General features: G+C 62.6%; 14 protein-coding genes. 11 read left to right on the top strand and 3 right to left on the bottom strand.

Annotated features, from left to right (window positions below; genetic code table 11):
• Nucleotides 1-5: 5 nt before the first annotated feature.
• The 3 genes from tssK to tagH form a co-directional block, all read right to left on the bottom strand.
• Nucleotides 6-1,340 carry a type VI secretion system baseplate subunit TssK gene (gene tssK / locus J3P79_RS26565; protein ID WP_434606986.1) on the bottom strand — a complete coding sequence of 445 codons (1,335 nt, stop codon included), beginning with the start codon at nt 1,338-1,340 and terminating at the stop codon, nt 6-8.
• Between the two features lie 15 nt (nt 1,341-1,355).
• Entirely contained in the window at nt 1,356-1,862 is a 507-nt protein-coding gene (gene tssJ, locus J3P79_RS26570) for a type VI secretion system lipoprotein TssJ (protein WP_434606989.1), read from the bottom strand.
• Between the two features lie 69 nt (nt 1,863-1,931).
• Nucleotides 1,932-3,392, bottom strand: coding sequence for a type VI secretion system-associated FHA domain protein TagH (gene tagH, locus J3P79_RS26575; RefSeq protein WP_434606993.1), 1,461 nt, complete (start codon nt 3,390-3,392; stop codon nt 1,932-1,934).
• A 406-nt stretch (nt 3,393-3,798) separates the two neighbouring features.
• Here tagH and tssA point away from each other — a divergent pair, with 406 nt between their 5' ends.
• The 11 genes from tssA to J3P79_RS26630 all read left to right on the top strand — a co-directional run bounded on the left by tssA (nt 3,799) and on the right by J3P79_RS26630 (nt 16,728).
• The gene (gene tssA / locus J3P79_RS26580; protein ID WP_434606996.1) at nt 3,799-4,824 is read left to right on the top strand and encodes a type VI secretion system protein TssA; all 1,026 of its coding nucleotides are present in this window, start codon (nt 3,799-3,801) and stop codon (nt 4,822-4,824) included.
• 81 nt (nt 4,825-4,905) lie between these two features.
• Nucleotides 4,906-5,421, top strand: a complete 516-nt coding sequence (tssB, locus tag J3P79_RS26585) for a type VI secretion system contractile sheath small subunit (RefSeq protein WP_025216163.1) — start codon at nt 4,906-4,908, stop codon at nt 5,419-5,421.
• A 12-nt stretch (nt 5,422-5,433) separates the two neighbouring features.
• Nucleotides 5,434-6,930, top strand: coding sequence for a type VI secretion system contractile sheath large subunit (gene tssC / locus J3P79_RS26590; RefSeq protein WP_030138240.1), 1,497 nt, complete (start codon nt 5,434-5,436; stop codon nt 6,928-6,930).
• Nucleotides 6,931-7,127: 197 nt separating this feature from the next.
• Nucleotides 7,128-7,616: an Hcp family type VI secretion system effector gene (locus J3P79_RS26595; protein ID WP_030138239.1), complete on the top strand. Its 489-nt coding sequence runs from the start codon at nt 7,128-7,130 to the stop codon at nt 7,614-7,616.
• Nucleotides 7,617-7,697: 81 nt separating this feature from the next.
• The gene (locus J3P79_RS26600; RefSeq protein WP_046064492.1) at nt 7,698-8,147 is read left to right on the top strand and encodes a type VI secretion system amidase effector protein Tae4; all 450 of its coding nucleotides are present in this window, start codon (nt 7,698-7,700) and stop codon (nt 8,145-8,147) included.
• Nucleotides 8,147-8,584: a hypothetical protein gene (locus tag J3P79_RS26605; RefSeq protein WP_434607000.1), complete on the top strand. Its 438-nt coding sequence runs from the start codon at nt 8,147-8,149 to the stop codon at nt 8,582-8,584. Before J3P79_RS26600 ends, J3P79_RS26605 begins: the two co-directional genes overlap by 1 nt.
• On the top strand, nt 8,578-9,090 hold the full coding sequence (tssE, locus tag J3P79_RS26610; RefSeq protein WP_003206934.1) for a type VI secretion system baseplate subunit TssE: 513 nt from the start codon (nt 8,578-8,580) through the stop codon (nt 9,088-9,090). Before J3P79_RS26605 ends, tssE begins: the two co-directional genes overlap by 7 nt.
• Complete coding sequence (gene tssF, locus J3P79_RS26615; protein WP_434607002.1) at nt 9,087-10,946, top strand: type VI secretion system baseplate subunit TssF; 1,860 nt, start codon at nt 9,087-9,089, stop codon at nt 10,944-10,946. The genes tssE and tssF overlap by 4 nt, the downstream gene beginning before the upstream one ends.
• Nucleotides 10,910-11,962 carry a type VI secretion system baseplate subunit TssG gene (tssG, locus tag J3P79_RS26620; RefSeq protein WP_434607005.1) on the top strand — a complete coding sequence of 351 codons (1,053 nt, stop codon included), beginning with the start codon at nt 10,910-10,912 and terminating at the stop codon, nt 11,960-11,962. Before tssF ends, tssG begins: the two co-directional genes overlap by 37 nt.
• Nucleotides 11,955-14,633: a type VI secretion system ATPase TssH gene (gene tssH, locus J3P79_RS26625; RefSeq protein WP_434607008.1), complete on the top strand. Its 2,679-nt coding sequence runs from the start codon at nt 11,955-11,957 to the stop codon at nt 14,631-14,633. The genes tssG and tssH overlap by 8 nt, the downstream gene beginning before the upstream one ends.
• 157 nt (nt 14,634-14,790) lie before the next feature.
• On the top strand, nt 14,791-16,728 hold the full coding sequence (locus tag J3P79_RS26630; RefSeq protein WP_434607011.1) for a type VI secretion system tip protein VgrG: 1,938 nt from the start codon (nt 14,791-14,793) through the stop codon (nt 16,726-16,728).
• Nucleotides 16,729-16,736: the final 8 nt, after the last annotated feature.

Genomic DNA, 16,736 nt, shown 5'->3' on the forward strand with positions numbered 1-16,736 from the left:
GCGGTTTATCCTCGGATCGCCCAGAACGCCAGGTTCAGCCCTGGGAACTGACCGGCGATATGGAACGCAAAGCCACCGGAGTTGCTGAGTTGCTGCCAGTGGTCGCTGCCCCGGTCCAATTCGTAATAGGTGGAGCCGGCGTGGTACGGCAACTGGCGGGGCGCCACCGGCAGCGGCAGCAGGCCGATGCCCGGCAGTTGCAGGTTGACCAGGTCGCGGATGTGTTCCACCGAACCGACCTTGCTCTGCTGGCCGAAACGGCCACGCAGGGTTTCGGCGGGCACGTCGGCGCGCACCACCAGGATGAAGCTGGCGCTGTCGAGCAGGGTCTTGTCGGCGAGCATCGCCACGTGGATGCCGTAGGCTTTCTCGACAATCGGGATCGGCGTCGCCTTGCTGTCGATCAGCATCGACAAGGCTTCGCGCAGGGCCTGCATCACCGGCGCGTAGCTGAGCGCCAGGTCATCGTGCTGGTAAGGCGGGTACTGCTGCGGCCGGCGGCCGGAGGCGGTGAACGTGGAGAACTCGCCGGCCAGGCTTACCAGCTCGCTGTAGAAGCGCTCGGGATGCAGCGGGCTCAACTGGCTCAGGTGCTGGATCAGCGGCTGGGCACGGTTGACCAGTTGCAACAGCATGAAGTCGGCGATTTCCGAGGCGCCACCGGCACCCGAGGCCACCACCCGCCCAGCCAGGGCTTCGCCGCGTTGATGCAGCAGGCCCAGCAGTTCGCTGCGGAACGCCGCCAATGGCTTGGAGGCGATGACATCCAGCAGTGGCGGGATGTAGGCCTCATCGAGCACCAACGCGCGATCGGCGCGTTTTTCCTTGATGCGCACTACGCCAATCGCGGCGTAGTCACCGATGCCGTCCTGTTCAGTCAGCAAGCGCAACGCCCGGGAACCGAGGGCCACCGGCGCGCGGTTTTCGAACGGCGCGTTGTCGTCGCGCACTTCGCACACCTGGCTGACATAACGCGCAGCACCGAGGTCTTCGCCTTCGTCCACGGTGTCGCGGGAACCGGCGCGCTTGAGCGGCAAGGCCAGGTACACCACGCCGTTGCGCAGGTTGTCATCGACGTTCAGCGGCGTCGGCGCCAGGTCATCCTGGGGAATATTGAACGGCGTGCCGTCCGGCAGCAGGCCCCGGGCCGAGATGATCGCCAGCTTGCCCTGGGCCAGCAGGCCCTGGTCGATCAGCAATTCGGAAAAACCCCAGGCGCCGGCCGACAAGGGGCGACTGCGTGCGTCGATGAGGTTTTCCAGGTAACGGTCGTGCTGTTGGAAGTGCTGCGTTCCAATGAACATGCCTTCCGACCAGACCACGCGATTGTTCCAGGACATGGGGGCTCCGATTGCTTATTGGGCAGGGCTGGATGGGGGAACGACGACGGCGCTGCGCACGGCACGCACATCGAGGCTGATCTGGTATTCGGTGTATTCGCGCGGCGGGACATTCATCACCGTGCGCCACAGCGATTGGTCCAGCTCGCGATAGCCCACCAGGATTCCGATATGACGGGTGGCCGGGTCGAGGTCGCGTTGCAGGCTCAGTTGTTGGCCGGGCTGGACCAGCACCTCGTCCTGGTCGATCAGGTCGGCGCCGAGGGTTGCCTGGGCCCGCTCGGCCAAGGCGAAATAATCGGAACGGCCAAAGGTCGCGGCATTTTTCAATTCGAAAATGCGCACCCGAACCGGGGCCGGCTGGCCGGTGGCGCCGGGGTTGAGACCGGCAATGGCGTGGAAATGCAGCTCGATGGCGGCAGTGTCGGCCTCAGCTTCTTCGGGCTGGGGGTTGGCCGCATCCTTGGCGCACGCCGTCAGCAGAAGCGCGGTGGCAACTGCGAGTAAAAACCTGGGAATCATCCTGCGTCCTCAATGACGTTTGAGCTATCCGTTGTTGTCTTGGTCAGTCTTGTTATAAGGCGGCGGCGCTCAACGGCGTCGCTGTCGTGTGCTGTGCTCTTCGTAGGCGCGGCTGAATTCGCGACCGAACAGGTCCTGGAAATCCTCCTGGGCTTCCCGGGAAATGTTGCTATAGAGCTCGGTAAATTGCTGCCAGTACTGGGCCTGTCGCGAGCCGCTGAAAATGCCTGACAGCCCACCGGGCTTGCCCATGCGCTCTTCCAGTTGTGCCGGCTCGAAACGCGCCAGCAAATGTTTGATCGCCGCTTCCACGCCGGCCATCACCGCCAGTTGGTGGGCGCGCAGATCATCGAAGCTGTCGCGCACCGCCGCATCCGGCGCCATGAACGCCTGGTTGCCATGGCGCAGCAGCAACAGCAGCGCTTCATCGACATTGGGCGCGAACTTCAGCGGGTTGTTTTCCACTGGCTGGATCATTGTCTGCTGGATGCGGAACTCACCCTTGAGGCTGCTGCGGGCGCGCAGTACATCGATCAGGCCTTCGACCATCAACCGATAGCTGCGCCCGATGCTTTCCATCTGGGCTTCGGCGTTGGCCTTGTCCAGGCGCAGTTGATCCAGGCCGGCGCCGCGCAGGAAAGCCTGGAGCAGATCGGGTTGAGCGGTCTGCACCGGAGTGGCCGTCGGTTCGACACGGCTGACCGGCGCTTCTGGCTGCGGCGCGGATTCAACCGGTGCGACGACCTCAACCATCGGGATTGGCGGAGCAGGTACAGGCTCAAGCACAGGCAGCGGTGGCACGGAAACCAATTCAGGCAGCGGCGCGACAGGAATCGGGGCCACCGGCGCAGGCTTGTCACTGAACAAATCCCAGTCTTCCGGAATGACGGGCGCCGATGTCACCGCCACCGGCTCGAACACTGGCTCAACCACAGGCGGCGGGCTCGGGGGCGGAATCGGCGTCGGCGCACGGAAGTCGTGTTGCTCGGCCGGCACATGATCCGGCTGGGTGGCCGGCGGGACGCTGGTTGGGGCGAGGAAGTCGAACAGGTCCGGCAGGGTGTCCATCGACGATACGCCCTGGAAATGCGCGGGCGTGGCGACGGACATTGGCGAAGGCGTATGCAACGGGGCGCTCTGGCGCCCCATCAAGGCTTCGAAACTGCTGGGGGCTTCGGCAAACGGATTGCTGTCGGTCATCGGCAGGTCGAAGTCCACCCGGGCCTGGATCTCGTAGTCACCAATGCGGATCACCTCGCCGTCCTGCAACGGCTCGCTATTGCCTTTGCGCAAACGAATACCGGCCTTGACCAATTCCACACCATTAGTGCTGTTATCGGTCAAATAATAACGCCCGTCCTTGTATTGGATGATGCAATGTTTGCCCGAGACCAGACGCTCCGGATCCGGCAGTACCCAATCATTATCGGAACTACGGCCAATTGCCATCACTCCCTGGCCCAAGGTCTTTTCAGAACACTGTCCGGGAGTAATCTTGTGATAACTAGTGATAGTCAAACACAGCGGCATCTCGCCTCCTTGCTGAATACTTCTTGTCGCCGACGATACATGAGACCTGGACCCCGGCCCGTGCGTAGCAAAAACCTTGCTAGCGACTGGGAACGGCTTTTTGCCAGCACAATGGCTGATCTTAACCGGCCTGCGTGACAAAAAAACCTGCTTCAGTGCGCGCTTCGACCTATGGGTCGCGCGGGTTGTTAAGCACCTCACAACTGTCACATCGGCGAAATAGCTTACCTTGACAACGGATAAGTACTACACCAAAAATGCACAACTTCTTGAATATACATGATGGCACTTTAAGATCATCTCGCTCTTATAGCGCCATTATCGTCAAGGAACATGTCAAGTTTCATCCGAAACTTGCGTGTGCACTGCCCGACTTCTTCAGCGGGTGATAGGGAGATCGATCCAAGTGGATGTGCCTTTGTTGCTCGCCGCCGTTTCCGCGAATTCGCCTTGCGGTGAAGACCTGGAATATGACGCGGATTTCTTGCGCCTGGAACGTGATTCCCGAGGCCAGCCCGAACGCAGCATGGGCGATTCGATCCTGCCTGCCGAGCCCCCTGAGTGGCGCAGCATCCAGCAGCAAAGCCTGGACCTGCTGCAACGCAGCAAAGACCTGCGCATCACGCATTTCCTGCTGCAAAGCTCCCTGGCCCTGGAAGGCATTCCCGGCCTCGCCCGCGTACTGACGCTGATCAGCGAACTGCTCAAGCAATACTGGGCAGAGCTGCACCCGCGCCTGGACGCCGATGACGACAACGACCCCACCGTGCGGATCAATGCCCTCGCCGGCCTGACCTCGGACGTCACCATTCGCCTGCTGCGCGAGAGCATCCTGGCCCGCTCCCGGACGTTCGGCGCCGTCAGCCTGCGCGCCGCCGCCAATGCCAGCGGCTTGCAAAGTTTTCCCGATGAAAACCTCGGCGCCGAACAACTCGCCGGCGCCCTGCTCGACAGCGACCCCGAGCAGTTGCAAATCATCCGCGCCGCCCTGCTGGAAGCCCGCAGCGCCGCCGAAGCCATCGAACAGCAAGTCAGCGACCAGGTCGGCTCCGCCCAAGGCGTGGACCTCGGCCCGTTGAAACAGCCGCTGAAAATGGCCCTGCAGATTCTCGGTCAGTTCGCCCCGCAGAGCGGCGACAGCGACCTTGCCGATCCCGTCGAACCCGACAGCACCGCGCCGGTTGAAAACGCCAGCGTACCGAGTGCGCCGCGCAGCACCGTCCCAGGGGAAATCAACAACCGTGACGATGTGCTGCGCAGCCTGGACCGGATCCTGGCGTACTACACCCGCCACGAGCCCTCCAGCCCACTGCCGGTGCTGTTGAATCGGGCGAAGAATCTGGTGCACGCCGACTTCGCGGCGATCGTGCGCAATCTGATTCCCGACGGGATGAGTCAATTTGAAAACCTGCGCGGCCCGGAAAGCGAATAAAAAGCGAGCGGATCACGCAGTCACGTCATAGGTACCCCCGATGACGCCAACACCGTCGCTCAAGCGACCAGGAGCAGCAACGTGGCGAAGCAAAGTTCTCAGAAATTCATCGCGCGCAACCGCGCGCCTCGAGTGCAGATCGAGTACGACGTCGAGCTCTACGGCGCCGAGAAAAAGGTCCAGTTGCCCTTCGTCATGGGCGTCATGGCCGACCTCGCCGGCAAGCCCGCCGAGCCTCTGGCGCCGGTGGCCGATCGCAAGTTCCTCGAGATCGACGTCGACAACTTCGACTCGCGCCTCAAGGCCATGCAGCCGCGCGTGGCATTCCATGTGCCTAACGAACTGACCGGCGAAGGCAACCTGAGCCTGGACCTGACCTTCGAAAGCATGGACGACTTCAGCCCGGCGGCCGTGGCGCGCAAGGTCGATTCGCTGAACAAGCTGCTCGAGGCGCGCACTCAGTTGGCCAACCTGCTGACCTACATGGACGGCAAGACTGGCGCCGAGGAAATCATCATGAAGGCGATCAAGGACCCAGCGCTGTTGCAGGCCCTGGCGAGCGCGCCGAAGCCCGCCGACGCAGAGCCCAAGGCTTAAGGACTAACGATCATGAACGATTTGGTACGCGACAATCAGCCCCAGAACCTGGGCGCCACCGAAGAAACCAGCGAGTTCGCCTCGCTGTTGCTGCAAGAATTCAAACCCAAGACCGAACGCGCCCGCGAAGCCGTCGAGACCGCCGTGCGCACCCTGGCCGAGCAGGCCCTGGCGCAGACCGACCTGGTGTCCAACGACGCCATCAAATCGATCGAGTCGATCATCGCCGCCATCGACGCCAAGCTCACCGCCCAGGTCAACCAGGTCATCCACCACCCGGACTTCCAGCAGCTGGAAAGCGCCTGGCGTGGCCTGCACTACCTGGTCAACAACACCGAGACCGATGAGCAACTCAAGATCCGCGTGCTCAACATCTCCAAGCCTGACCTGCACAAGACCCTGAAGAAATTCAAGGGCACCGCGTGGGACCAGAGCCCGATCTTCAAGAAGATGTATGAAGAAGAATACGGCCAGTTCGGCGGCGAGCCTTACGGCTGCCTGGTGGGCGACTACTACTTCGACCAGTCGCCACCGGACGTGGAGCTGCTGGGCGAACTGTCGAAAGTCTGCGCCGCGATGCACGCGCCGTTCATCGCCGCGGCTTCGCCAACCGTGATGGGCATGGGCTCCTGGCAGGAACTGTCGAACCCGCGCGACCTGACCAAGATCTTCACCACCCCGGAATATGCCGGCTGGCGTTCGCTGCGTGAATCGGAAGACTCGCGCTACATCGGCCTGACCATGCCGCGCTTCCTGGCGCGCCTGCCGTACGGTGCCAAGACCGATCCGGTGGAAGCCTTCGCCTTCGAAGAAAACACCGACGGCGCCGACAGCTCCAAGTACACCTGGGCCAACGCTGCCTATGCGATGGCGGTGAACATCAACCGTTCCTTCAAACACTTCGGATGGTGCTCGCGCATCCGTGGCGTGGAGTCGGGCGGTGAAGTGGAAAACCTGCCGGCCCACACGTTCCCGACCGACGACGGCGGTGTGGACATGAAGTGCCCGACCGAGATCGCCATTTCGGACCGCCGTGAAGCGGAACTGGCGAAGAACGGTTTCATGCCGCTGCTGCATAAGAAAAACACCGACTTCGCCGCGTTCATCGGCGCCCAGTCGCTGCAGAAACCGGCCGAATACGACGACCCGGACGCCACCGCCAACGCCAACCTGGCCGCGCGCCTGCCGTACCTGTTCGCCACCTGCCGTTTCGCCCATTACCTGAAGTGCATCGTGCGCGACAAGATCGGTTCCTTCAAAGAGAAGGACGAGATGCAGCGCTGGTTGCAGGACTGGATCCTCAACTACGTCGATGGTGACCCGGCGCACTCCACCGAGACCACCAAGGCCCAGCACCCATTGGCTGCCGCCGAAGTGATCGTCGAAGAAGTCGAAGGCAACCCGGGGTACTACAACTCCAAGTTCTACCTGCGCCCGCACTATCAGCTCGAAGGGCTGACCGTGTCGCTGCGCCTGGTATCGAAACTGCCGTCGGCCAAGGGCGCGTAAAGCTTTACTGAACGGAACAAGGGCCAATGTGGGAGCGAGCTTGCTCGCGATGGCGGTGGATCAGTTGTCATGCCTGTACCTGATACTCCGCTATCGCGAGCAAGCTCGCTCCCACAAGAGATCACCGTTCTGAACACGATACTTCGCAAGGTCAGCGTCAACCAAACAATGTGGTAGAGACCACACAGGGAGAAAACATGGCTGTTGATATTTTCATCAAGATCGGCGACATCAAGGGCGAGTCCATGGACAAGGCCCACAAAGACGAGATCGACGTCCTGAACTGGAGCTGGGGCATGTCCCAGTCCGGCAACATGCACGTCGGCAGTGGCGGTGGCGCGGGCAAGGTCAACATCCAGGACCTGTCGCTGACCAAGTACGTCGACAAGGCTTCGCCGAACCTGATGATGCACTGCGCCAGCGGCAAGCACGTCGACAAGGTCAAGCTGACCGTGCGCAAGGCCGGTGGTGAAAGCCAGGTCGAGTACATGATCATCAACCTGGAAGAAGTGCTGATCACTTCCCTGAGCACCGGCGGCTCGGGCAGCGATGATCGCCTGACTGAAAACATCACCCTGAACTTCGCCAAGGTGCTGGTCGACTACCAGCCGCAGAAAGCCGACGGCACCAAGGAAGGCGGCCCGGTCAAGTTCGGCTGGAACATCCGTCAGAACGTCAAGGTGTAATCGAACACGCCCCCGGTGCCAGGCGCCGGGGGTGTTTGGTGCTTGCTCGAATCCAATTCTTTCCCACGTGGTATCTGAGTCATGGCCAAGCCTTCGTTTGTCAATTTGTGGAACAGCTATCCGCCCTACCCCTCCGCCAGCCCGGCTTGCGACGGTCCCTATATCAACCAGTGCGCCATTCGTATGAGCATCGCCTTGTGCGGGGAAAAGACCTTTCCAGTCAACACTTCGACTTATACGCTGGATCCCAAATGCGCCCATGGACATGCCCGCGGCGCGGAGTCATTGGCCAACTGGCTATGGAAGAAGAACCGCCTCGGCCCGCCGAAGGTCTACACCACCAGCGTGGCAGACCGCACAACACTGATGGGCAAGACCGGAATCATCTTCTTCAAGGACTGCTACCAACAGAATAGCGACACTGCCGGCCGACCTACTGGCGATCACATCGACCTGTGGAACCGTGGCCTGACCAAGAGCGGTGATCTGTTCTCAAGATCCAAGGCCATCTGGTTCTGGGAGCTTTCGTGATGCGCAGCCCTTGGTTTCTTTCGGCGCTGGCGGCAAGCCTCGTCAGTCTAAGCGCTTGCGCCGGGCAGGAAACAGTCGCTCCAGCAGCCCCGACTCAAGCAGTTTTCGTCGGACATCCGCTGAGCCTGATCGACGTTCAAGGTCGCTGTACGCTCGTAAAACCTGACCAGAGCCACCTGGCGCTCGATATGGAGTGGCCTTGCCAGTTCAGCCTGGGTCCGGACAAGCAACTGCGTGTGGAGACTTTCAACCAAGTGCCGATCTTCTTGGTCGAACGCAGCGAACATATGCCCGCTCCCAGCCGCGATTGCTTGACCAAAATTCAAGCAGTACGCCTGGTCAAGGAAACATTGGAGGTCTCGGATGTGAGTCAGTTCGCCTCCTGCGGCCCTGGCCAATGGGATCAAAAAATGTATACGGCGCTCTTTCGGTGGTAACCGAAATCGCCACCCGCGATCGCCTGCAACCGTCCCTGCTGGACCGGTTGACCGACGACGATCCGACCAACCCCAAGGAAAGCGCCGACAAGCGCGTGCTCTCCCTGACCCAATTAAAAGCCTCGGTGCTGCGTGACCTGGCGTGGCTGCTCAACACCACGTCATTGCTCAGCGCCGATGCCACGCTGCACACCCCGGCGGGCACCTCGGTGGTGAATTTCGGCCTGCCGGCACTGGCCGGCAACAGCGCGTCGAACGTCGATGTCTCGGCCCTGGAAACCTTGATCCACCAGGCCATTGCCACCTTCGAACCGCGAATCCTGCGCCACACCCTGCGGGTGCGGGCCCGGGCCACGGCCGAGATGAACCACAACGCGTTGAGTTTCGAGATCGAAGGCGATCTCTGGGCCCAGCCGGTGCCGCTGCGCCTGATGCTGCAAACCGACCTGGACCTGGAAACCGGCCATGTGCGCGTGGTCAACGCCGACCAGCGGAGACGCTCATGAACCCTCGCCTGCTGGAGCTGTACAACCAGGAACTGCACCACGTGCGCGAAAGCGCGGCGGAGTTCGCCAAGGAATACCCGAAGATCGCCAGTCGGCTGACGTTGTCCGGCATGGACTGCGCCGACCCGTATGTCGAGCGCCTGCTGGAAGGCTTCGCCTACCTGACGGCGCGGGTGCAGCTCAAGCTCGACGCCGAGTACCCGACCTTCACCCACAACCTGCTGGAAATCGCCTACCCGCATTACCTGGCGCCGACGCCGTCGATGACCGTGGTGCAATTGCAGGCCGACCCGGACGAAGGCTCGCTGAGCAGTGGTTTCCCGCTGCCGCGCGATACGGTCCTGCGTGCCGCCCTGGGGCGTGAAACCCAGACCTGCTGCGAGTACCGCACCGCCCACGCGGTGACGTTGTGGCCGTTGCAGGTCAGCCAGGCCGAATACTTCGGCAACCCCTCCGCCGTGCTCGGGCGGCTGGCCGCCAGCGAACCGAAAGCCAAGGCCGGCCTGCGCATCACACTGCGCACCGGCGCCGAGCTGCCGTTCAACAGCCTGGCCCTGGACAACCTGCCGCTGTACTTGAGTGGCGCCGACGAACAACCCTTCCGCCTCTACGAACAACTGCTGGGCAATGCCTGCGCAGTGTTCGCCCGCAAGCCCGGCGGTAACTGGGTAGAACGGCTGCCCCAGGATGCACTGCGCTCACGTGGCTTCGATGATGCCGACGCCGCGCTGCCGGTGGTGCCGCGGGCCTTCCAGGGCTATCGCCTGTTGCAGGAATACTTCGCCCTGCCCCACCGCTTCCTGTTTGTCGACTTCACCCAGTTGAGCCGCGCGGTCAAGCGTTGCGACGGCCAGGAGCTGGAGCTGATCGTGCTGTTCGACCGTCACGACCCAAGCCTGGAAGGCAGCGTCGGCGCTTCGCAGTTCCTGCCGTTCTGCACCCCGGCCATCAACCTGTTTCCCAAGCGCCTGGATCGCATTCACTTGTCGGATCGGGTCAACGAACACCACGTGATCGCCGACCGTACCCGGCCGATGGATTTCGAAGTGCATTCGCTGAACGGCCTCACCGGCCACGGCACCGGGCCGGAGCAGCCGTTCCTGCCGTTCTACGCCGTGCGCGATCCGTCCCGTTACGGCCGCGACCAGGCCTATTACACCGTGCGCCGCGAACCGCGCGTGCTGTCCAGCGATCAACGACGCAACGGCCCACGCTCGACCTATGTCGGCAGCGAGACCTTCGTCAGCCTGGTCGATAGCCAACAAGCGCCCTACCGCCACGACTTGCGCCAACTGGGCGTGACCGCGCTCTGCACCAACCGCGACCTGCCGCTGTTCATGAGCGTAGGCAACGGCAAGACCGACTTCACCCTCGCCGACAGCGCGCCGGTGGGGGCCGTGCGCTGCGTGGCCGGGCCAAGTCGCCCGCGGGCCAGCCACGCCCACGACGCCAAGGCCTGGCGATTGATCAGCCAGTTGTCGCTGAACTACCTGTCGTTGAGCGAACAAGGCCAAGGCGCCGCCGCCCTGCGCGAACTGCTGCGCTTGTACGGCGACAGCAACGACGCGGCGCTGCAATTGCAGATCGAAGGCCTGCGGGAAGTCAGTAGCAAGGCGTGCACCCGGCGCCTGCCGATGCCCGGCCCGATCGTGTTTGGACGTGGCCTGGAAATCACCCTGGAATTCGATGAAAACGCGTTTCGCGGCACCGGGGTGTTCCTGCTCGGCGCCGTCTTCGAGCGCTTCCTGGCACGCTACGTGTCGATCAACAGTTTTACCGAGACGGTGATCCGTACCACCGAACGCGGCGAGATCATGCGATGGAAAGCCAAGCCCGGACGTCGTCCGACCCTGTGAGTACCCTGGAAGCGATGCACCAGGAGCCCTGGGAATACGACTTCTTCCAGGCGTTGCGGCGCATCGAATGCGAAACCCCCGAGCTGCCGCGCCTGGGCCATTCCCTGCGCCTGGCCGATGACCCGTTGCGCCTTGGACAACAGGCCGAGTGCACCTTCGCCCCGGCCACCCTCGCCTCGGTGCAACCGGGTGTCGATGGTGCGCCGGCGCGCCTGGAACAGTTCTTCTTCGGCCTCGGCGGCCCCAACGGCCCGATGCCGCTGCACATCACCGAATACGTGCGCGAACGTCAGCGCAACAATGGCGACAGCACCAGCAAGCGCTTCCTCGATGTGTTCCATCATCGCCTGCTCAGCCTGTTTTATCGGGCCTGGGCCGAAGCGCGGCCGACGGTCAGCCACGACCGCCCGGACGATGATTATTGGTCGGCGCGCCTGGCCGCCCTCAGCGGCCGGGGCATGCCGAGCCTGCTCAACCAGGGGCTGATCCCGGACACGGCGAAGCTGCACTACAGCGGCCACCTCTCGGCGCAAACCCGTTACCCGGACGGCTTGAAGGCGATCCTCAGCGAGTACTTCGGCCTGCCGGTGGAGATCGAAGAGTACGTCGGCCAATGGCTGGAACTGCCGGAGCGCAGCCGCGTCGGTGTCAGTGCCAACCAACTGGGCGTGGACTTCTGCCTGGGCCGTTTCGTCTGGGACCGCCAGCACAAATTCCGCATTCGCCTGGGGCCACTCAAACTCGTCGACTACATGGGCATGCTGCCCGGCAGCCAGCCGTTCAACGAACTGGTGGCCTGGGTCGCCGAATACCTGGGCCACGAGCTGGACTGGGACCTGAACCTGGTCCTGGAACAGCCCGAAGTGCCTGCACTACAACTCAATGGCCGTTTCCGCCTGGGCTTCAACACCTGGCTGGGACGTCCTGAAAAAGATGCCAACGATTTAATACTGGCCCGGCATTACGCCGAACAGGCCAACACCTCACAGACCTCAAGGAGCCATGAGCATGGGTGAAATCAGTCGCGCCGCGTTGTTCGGCAAACTCAACAGCGTGGCCTACAAAGCCATTGAAGCCGCCACCGTGTTCTGCAAATTGCGCGGTAACCCTTATGTGGAACTGGCCCACTGGTTTCACCAGTTGCTGCAACTGCAGGACTCGGACCTGCACCGCATCATCCGCCAGTTCAACATCGAGCCGGCGCGCCTGGCCCGTGACCTGACCGAGGCACTGGACCGTTTGCCGCGGGGTTCGACATCGATCACCGACCTGTCCTCCCATGTCGAAGAGGCCGTGGAACGCGGCTGGGTCTACGGCAGCCTGATGTTCGGCGAAAGCCAGGTGCGCACCGGTTACCTGGTGCTGGGCATCCTCAAGACGCCGAGCCTGCGCCACGCGCTGCTGGGCCTGTCGTCGGAGTTCGACAAGGTCAAGGTCGAGGCCCTGAGCGAGCGCTTCGATGAATACGTCGGTGACTCGCCGGAAAACGCACTGACCGCCAGCGACGGTTTCAATGCCGGCGCCGTGCCGGGCGAAGCCAGCGGCGCCATGGCTCCGGCCGCCATGGGTAAGCAGGAAGCCCTCAAGCGCTTTACCGTCGACCTCACCGAGCAGGCCCGCAGCGGCAAGCTCGACCCGATCGTGGGCCGTGACGAAGAGATCCGCCAACTGGTGGACATCCTCATGCGCCGCCGGCAGAACAACCCGATCCTCACCGGCGAGGCCGGCGTGGGCAAGACCGCCGTGGTCGAAGGCTTTGCCCTGCGCATCGTCGCCGGTGACGTGCCGCCATCCCTCAAGGACGTAGAGCTGCGCAGCCTAGACGTGGGCCTGTTGCAGGCCGGCGCGAGCATGAAAGGTGAATTCGAGCAGCGCCTGCGCCAGGTCATCGAAGACGTCCAGGCCTCGCCGAAACCGATCATCCTGTTCATCGACGAAGCCCACACCTTGGTCGGTGCCGGTGGCGCCGCCGGCACGGGCGATGCGGCCAACCTGCTCAAGCCGGCGCTGGCTCGCGGCACCTTGCGCACCGTGGCCGCCACGACCTGGGCCGAGTACAAGAAGCACATCGAAAAAGACCCGGCCCTGACCCGTCGCTTCCAAGTGGTGCAAGTCGCCGAGCCGTCGGAAGACAAGGCCCTGCTGATGATGCGCGGCGTGGCCTCGACCATGGAAAAACACCACCAGGTGCAGATCCTCGACGAAGCCCTGGAGGCCTCGGTCAAGCTGTCCCACCGCTACATTCCGGCGCGCCAGTTGCCGGACAAATCCGTGAGCCTGCTGGACACCGCCTGCGCCCGCGTCGCCATCAGCCTGCACGCCGTGCCGGCCGAAGTGGACGACAGCCGTCGGCGCATCGAAGCGCTGGAAACCGAGCTGCAGATCATCGCCCGTGAGCACGCGATTGGCGTGGCCATCGGCACTCGCCAGACCCACAGCGAAAGCCTGCTGAGCGCCGAGCGTGAACGCCTGGCCGAACTGGAAAGCCGCTGGGCCGAAGAGAAAACCCTGGTGGACGAATTGCTGGAAACCCGCGCCACCCTGCGCGAACGCGTCGGCGTGGTGGACAGCGAGGACGGCAGCGAAACCAGTCATGAACTGCGCGAGAAACTGGTGGACCTGCAACAGCGCCTGACCGCCCTGCAAGGTGAAACCCCGTTGATCCTGCCGACCGTGGATTACCAGGCCGTGGCCTCGGTGGTCGCCGACTGGACCGGTATCCCGGTGGGGCGCATGGCCCGCAACGAACTGGAAACCGTGCTCAATCTCGACCAGCACCTGAAAAAACGCATCATCGGCCAGGACCACGCCTTGCAGATGATCGCCAAGCGCATCCAGACCTCCCGCGCCGGCCTCGACAACCCGAGCAAGCCGATTGGCGTGTTCATGCTGGCCGGCACCTCCGGCGTGGGCAAGACCGAAACCGCCCTGGCCCTGGCCGAAGCCATGTACGGCGGCGAGCAGAACGTCATCACCATCAATATGAGCGAGTTCCAGGAAGCCCACACCGTGTCCACACTCAAGGGCGCGCCACCGGGCTACATCGGCTATGGCGAAGGCGGCGTGCTGACCGAGGCCGTGCGACGCAAACCTTACAGCGTGGTGCTGCTGGACGAGGTGGAAAAAGCCCACCCGGACGTGCATGAGATCTTCTTCCAAGTCTTCGACAAAGGTGTGATGGAGGACGGCGAAGGCCGGGTGATCGACTTCAAGAACACCCTGATCCTGCTGACCACCAACGCCGGCACCGAGTTGATCGCCCAAGTCTGCAAGGACCCGCAGAACGTGCCCGAGCCGGAAGAGATCGCCAAGGCCCTGCGCCAGCCGTTGCTGGAGATTTTCCCGCCGGCCTTGCTCGGTCGCCTGGTGACCATCCCGTACTACCCGCTCAGCGACGAGATGCTCAAGGCCATCACCCGCCTGCAACTCAACCGCATCAAGAAACGCGTGGAGAGCACTCACAAAGTCGCCTTCGACTACGACGACGCGGTGATCGACCTGATTGTCTCGCGTTGCACCGAAACAGAAAGCGGCGGGCGCATGATCGATACCATCCTGACCAACAGCCTGCTGCCGGACATGAGCCGCGAGTTCCTGACCCGCATGCTCGAAGGCAAGGCGTTGGCCGGCGTGCGGATCAGCGCGGTGGACAACGAACTGAAGTACGATTTCAGCGACGCGGCCTGACCCGAAGGAACACCGCATAACCCTGTGGGAGCGAGCTTGCTCGCGAATGCAATCTGTCAGTGACATCCTTGTTGACTGACACACCGATTTCGCGAGCAAGCTCGCTCCCACAGTTGATTGCGTTACTCCGGTTACTACAACTTGCACGAGACAACCGATGCTATTCAACCAAGCCTCCCGCCTGGCCAAGATCACCAGCCCCTTGGGGCCCGAGGTGCTGTTGCTCAAGGACATGGGCGGTGGCGAAGAGCTGGGGCGGCTGTTCAACTTTGAGTTGCAGCTGCACTCGCTGGACAACGCCATCGACCTGAATCAGGTGCTCGGCAAACCCATGTGCGTCAGCGTTCAGCTGGACGGCGGTGGCGAACGGCACTTCCACGGCATCGTTGCTCGCTTCAGCCAGAACGTCGACCAAGGCCAGTTCGCCAGTTACCAGGCGACGCTGCGGCCCTGGTTGTGGCTGCTGACGCGCACCTCCGACTGCCGGATTTTCCAGAACCTGACTATTCCGCAGATCATCAAGCAGGTGTTCCGCGACCTGGGTTTTTCCGACTTCGAAGATGCCCTCAGCCGGCCGTATCGCGAGTGGGAATATTGCGTCCAGTATCGCGAGACCAGCTTCGATTTCGTCAGTCGCTTGATGGAACAGGAAGGCATCTATTATTTCTTCCGCCATGAACAGGGTCGCCATGTGCTGGTCCTGGCCGACGCCTATGGTGCCCACACCACCGCGCCCGGCTACGGATCGGTGCCCTACTACCCGAAGAATGAGCAGCAGCGCGAACGCGACCATATTCATGATTGGCACCTGGCCCAGGAAGTCCAACCGGGCTCGCTTGAGCTCAACGACTACGATTTCCAGCGCCCCAGCGCACGCATCGACGTGCGCTCGGCCATGCCCCGGCCGCACGCCGCTGGCGACTATCCGCTGTTCGATTACCCGGGCACGTACGTGCAGAGCGAAGACGGCGAACACTATGCGCGCACTCGCATCGAAGCTTTGCAGACGTTGCATGAGCAAGTAGAGCTGGCGGGCAACGCCCGGGGCCTGGGCTCGGGGCATCTGTTCAGCCTCACTGGCTTCACGCGCCAGGACCAGAACCGCGAATACCTGATTGTCGGCGCGCGTTATTACCTCTCCCAGGAAAGCGGTGAAAGCGGCGTCGGCGCGCCTTCGGCGCAATTCGAAAGCAGCCTGACCTGCATCGACGCCCAGCAGAGCTTTCGCCCGATGGCGATCACCCACCGCCCTATCGTCAAAGGTCCACAGACGGCGTTGGTGGTTGGCCCCAAGGGCGAGGAAATCTGGACCGATCAGTTCGGCCGGGTAAAGGTGCATTTCTATTGGGACCGCCACGACCAATCCAACGAAAACAGTTCGTGCTGGATTCGCGTGTCGCAATCCTGGGCCGGCAAGAACTGGGGCTCGATGCAGATTCCGCGCATCGGCCAGGAAGTCATCGTCAGCTTTCTCGAAGGGGATCCGGACCGGCCAATCATCACCGGTCGCGTCTACAACGCCGAGCAGACCGTGCCCTACGATCTGCCTGAAAATGCCACCCAGAGCGGCATGAAAAGCCGTTCGAGCAAGGGCGGCACGCCAGCGAACTTCAACGAAATCCGCATGGAAGACAAGAAAGGCGCCGAGCAGTTGTACATCCATGCCGAGCGCAACCAGGACATCGTGGTCGAGGTGGACGAAAGCCATTCGGTCGGCCACGACCGCAACAAAAGCATTGGCCACGACGAAACCGTCACCATTGGCAATAACCGCCTGCGCATCGTCAAGCAGGAGGACATCCTCTCGGTGGGCCAGCGCAAGACTGACAGCATCAGCCAGAGCTACGTCATCGAAGTGGGCGAGAACCTGCGTCTTGTATGCGGCGAGAGCATCCTGGAGCTCAACGCCAGCGGCCAGATCAACCTGACCGGCGTGCAGATCAGCTTTTATGCCAGCGGCGACGCCGAGTTCAATACCGGCGGCGTACTGCACCTGAACAATGGCGGCGGCCCCGGCGCCACGCCGGACGGCCAAGGCGTCAAGGCCAGCATCGACGCCAACGTTGCCGCCGCATTCCCGGCACCCAAGGGCTAATTTCGAGA

Origin of the sequence: Pseudomonas sp. R1-7, assembly GCF_051132105.1 — a bacterium.
Taxonomy (GTDB): Bacteria; Pseudomonadota; Gammaproteobacteria; order Pseudomonadales; family Pseudomonadaceae; genus Aquipseudomonas.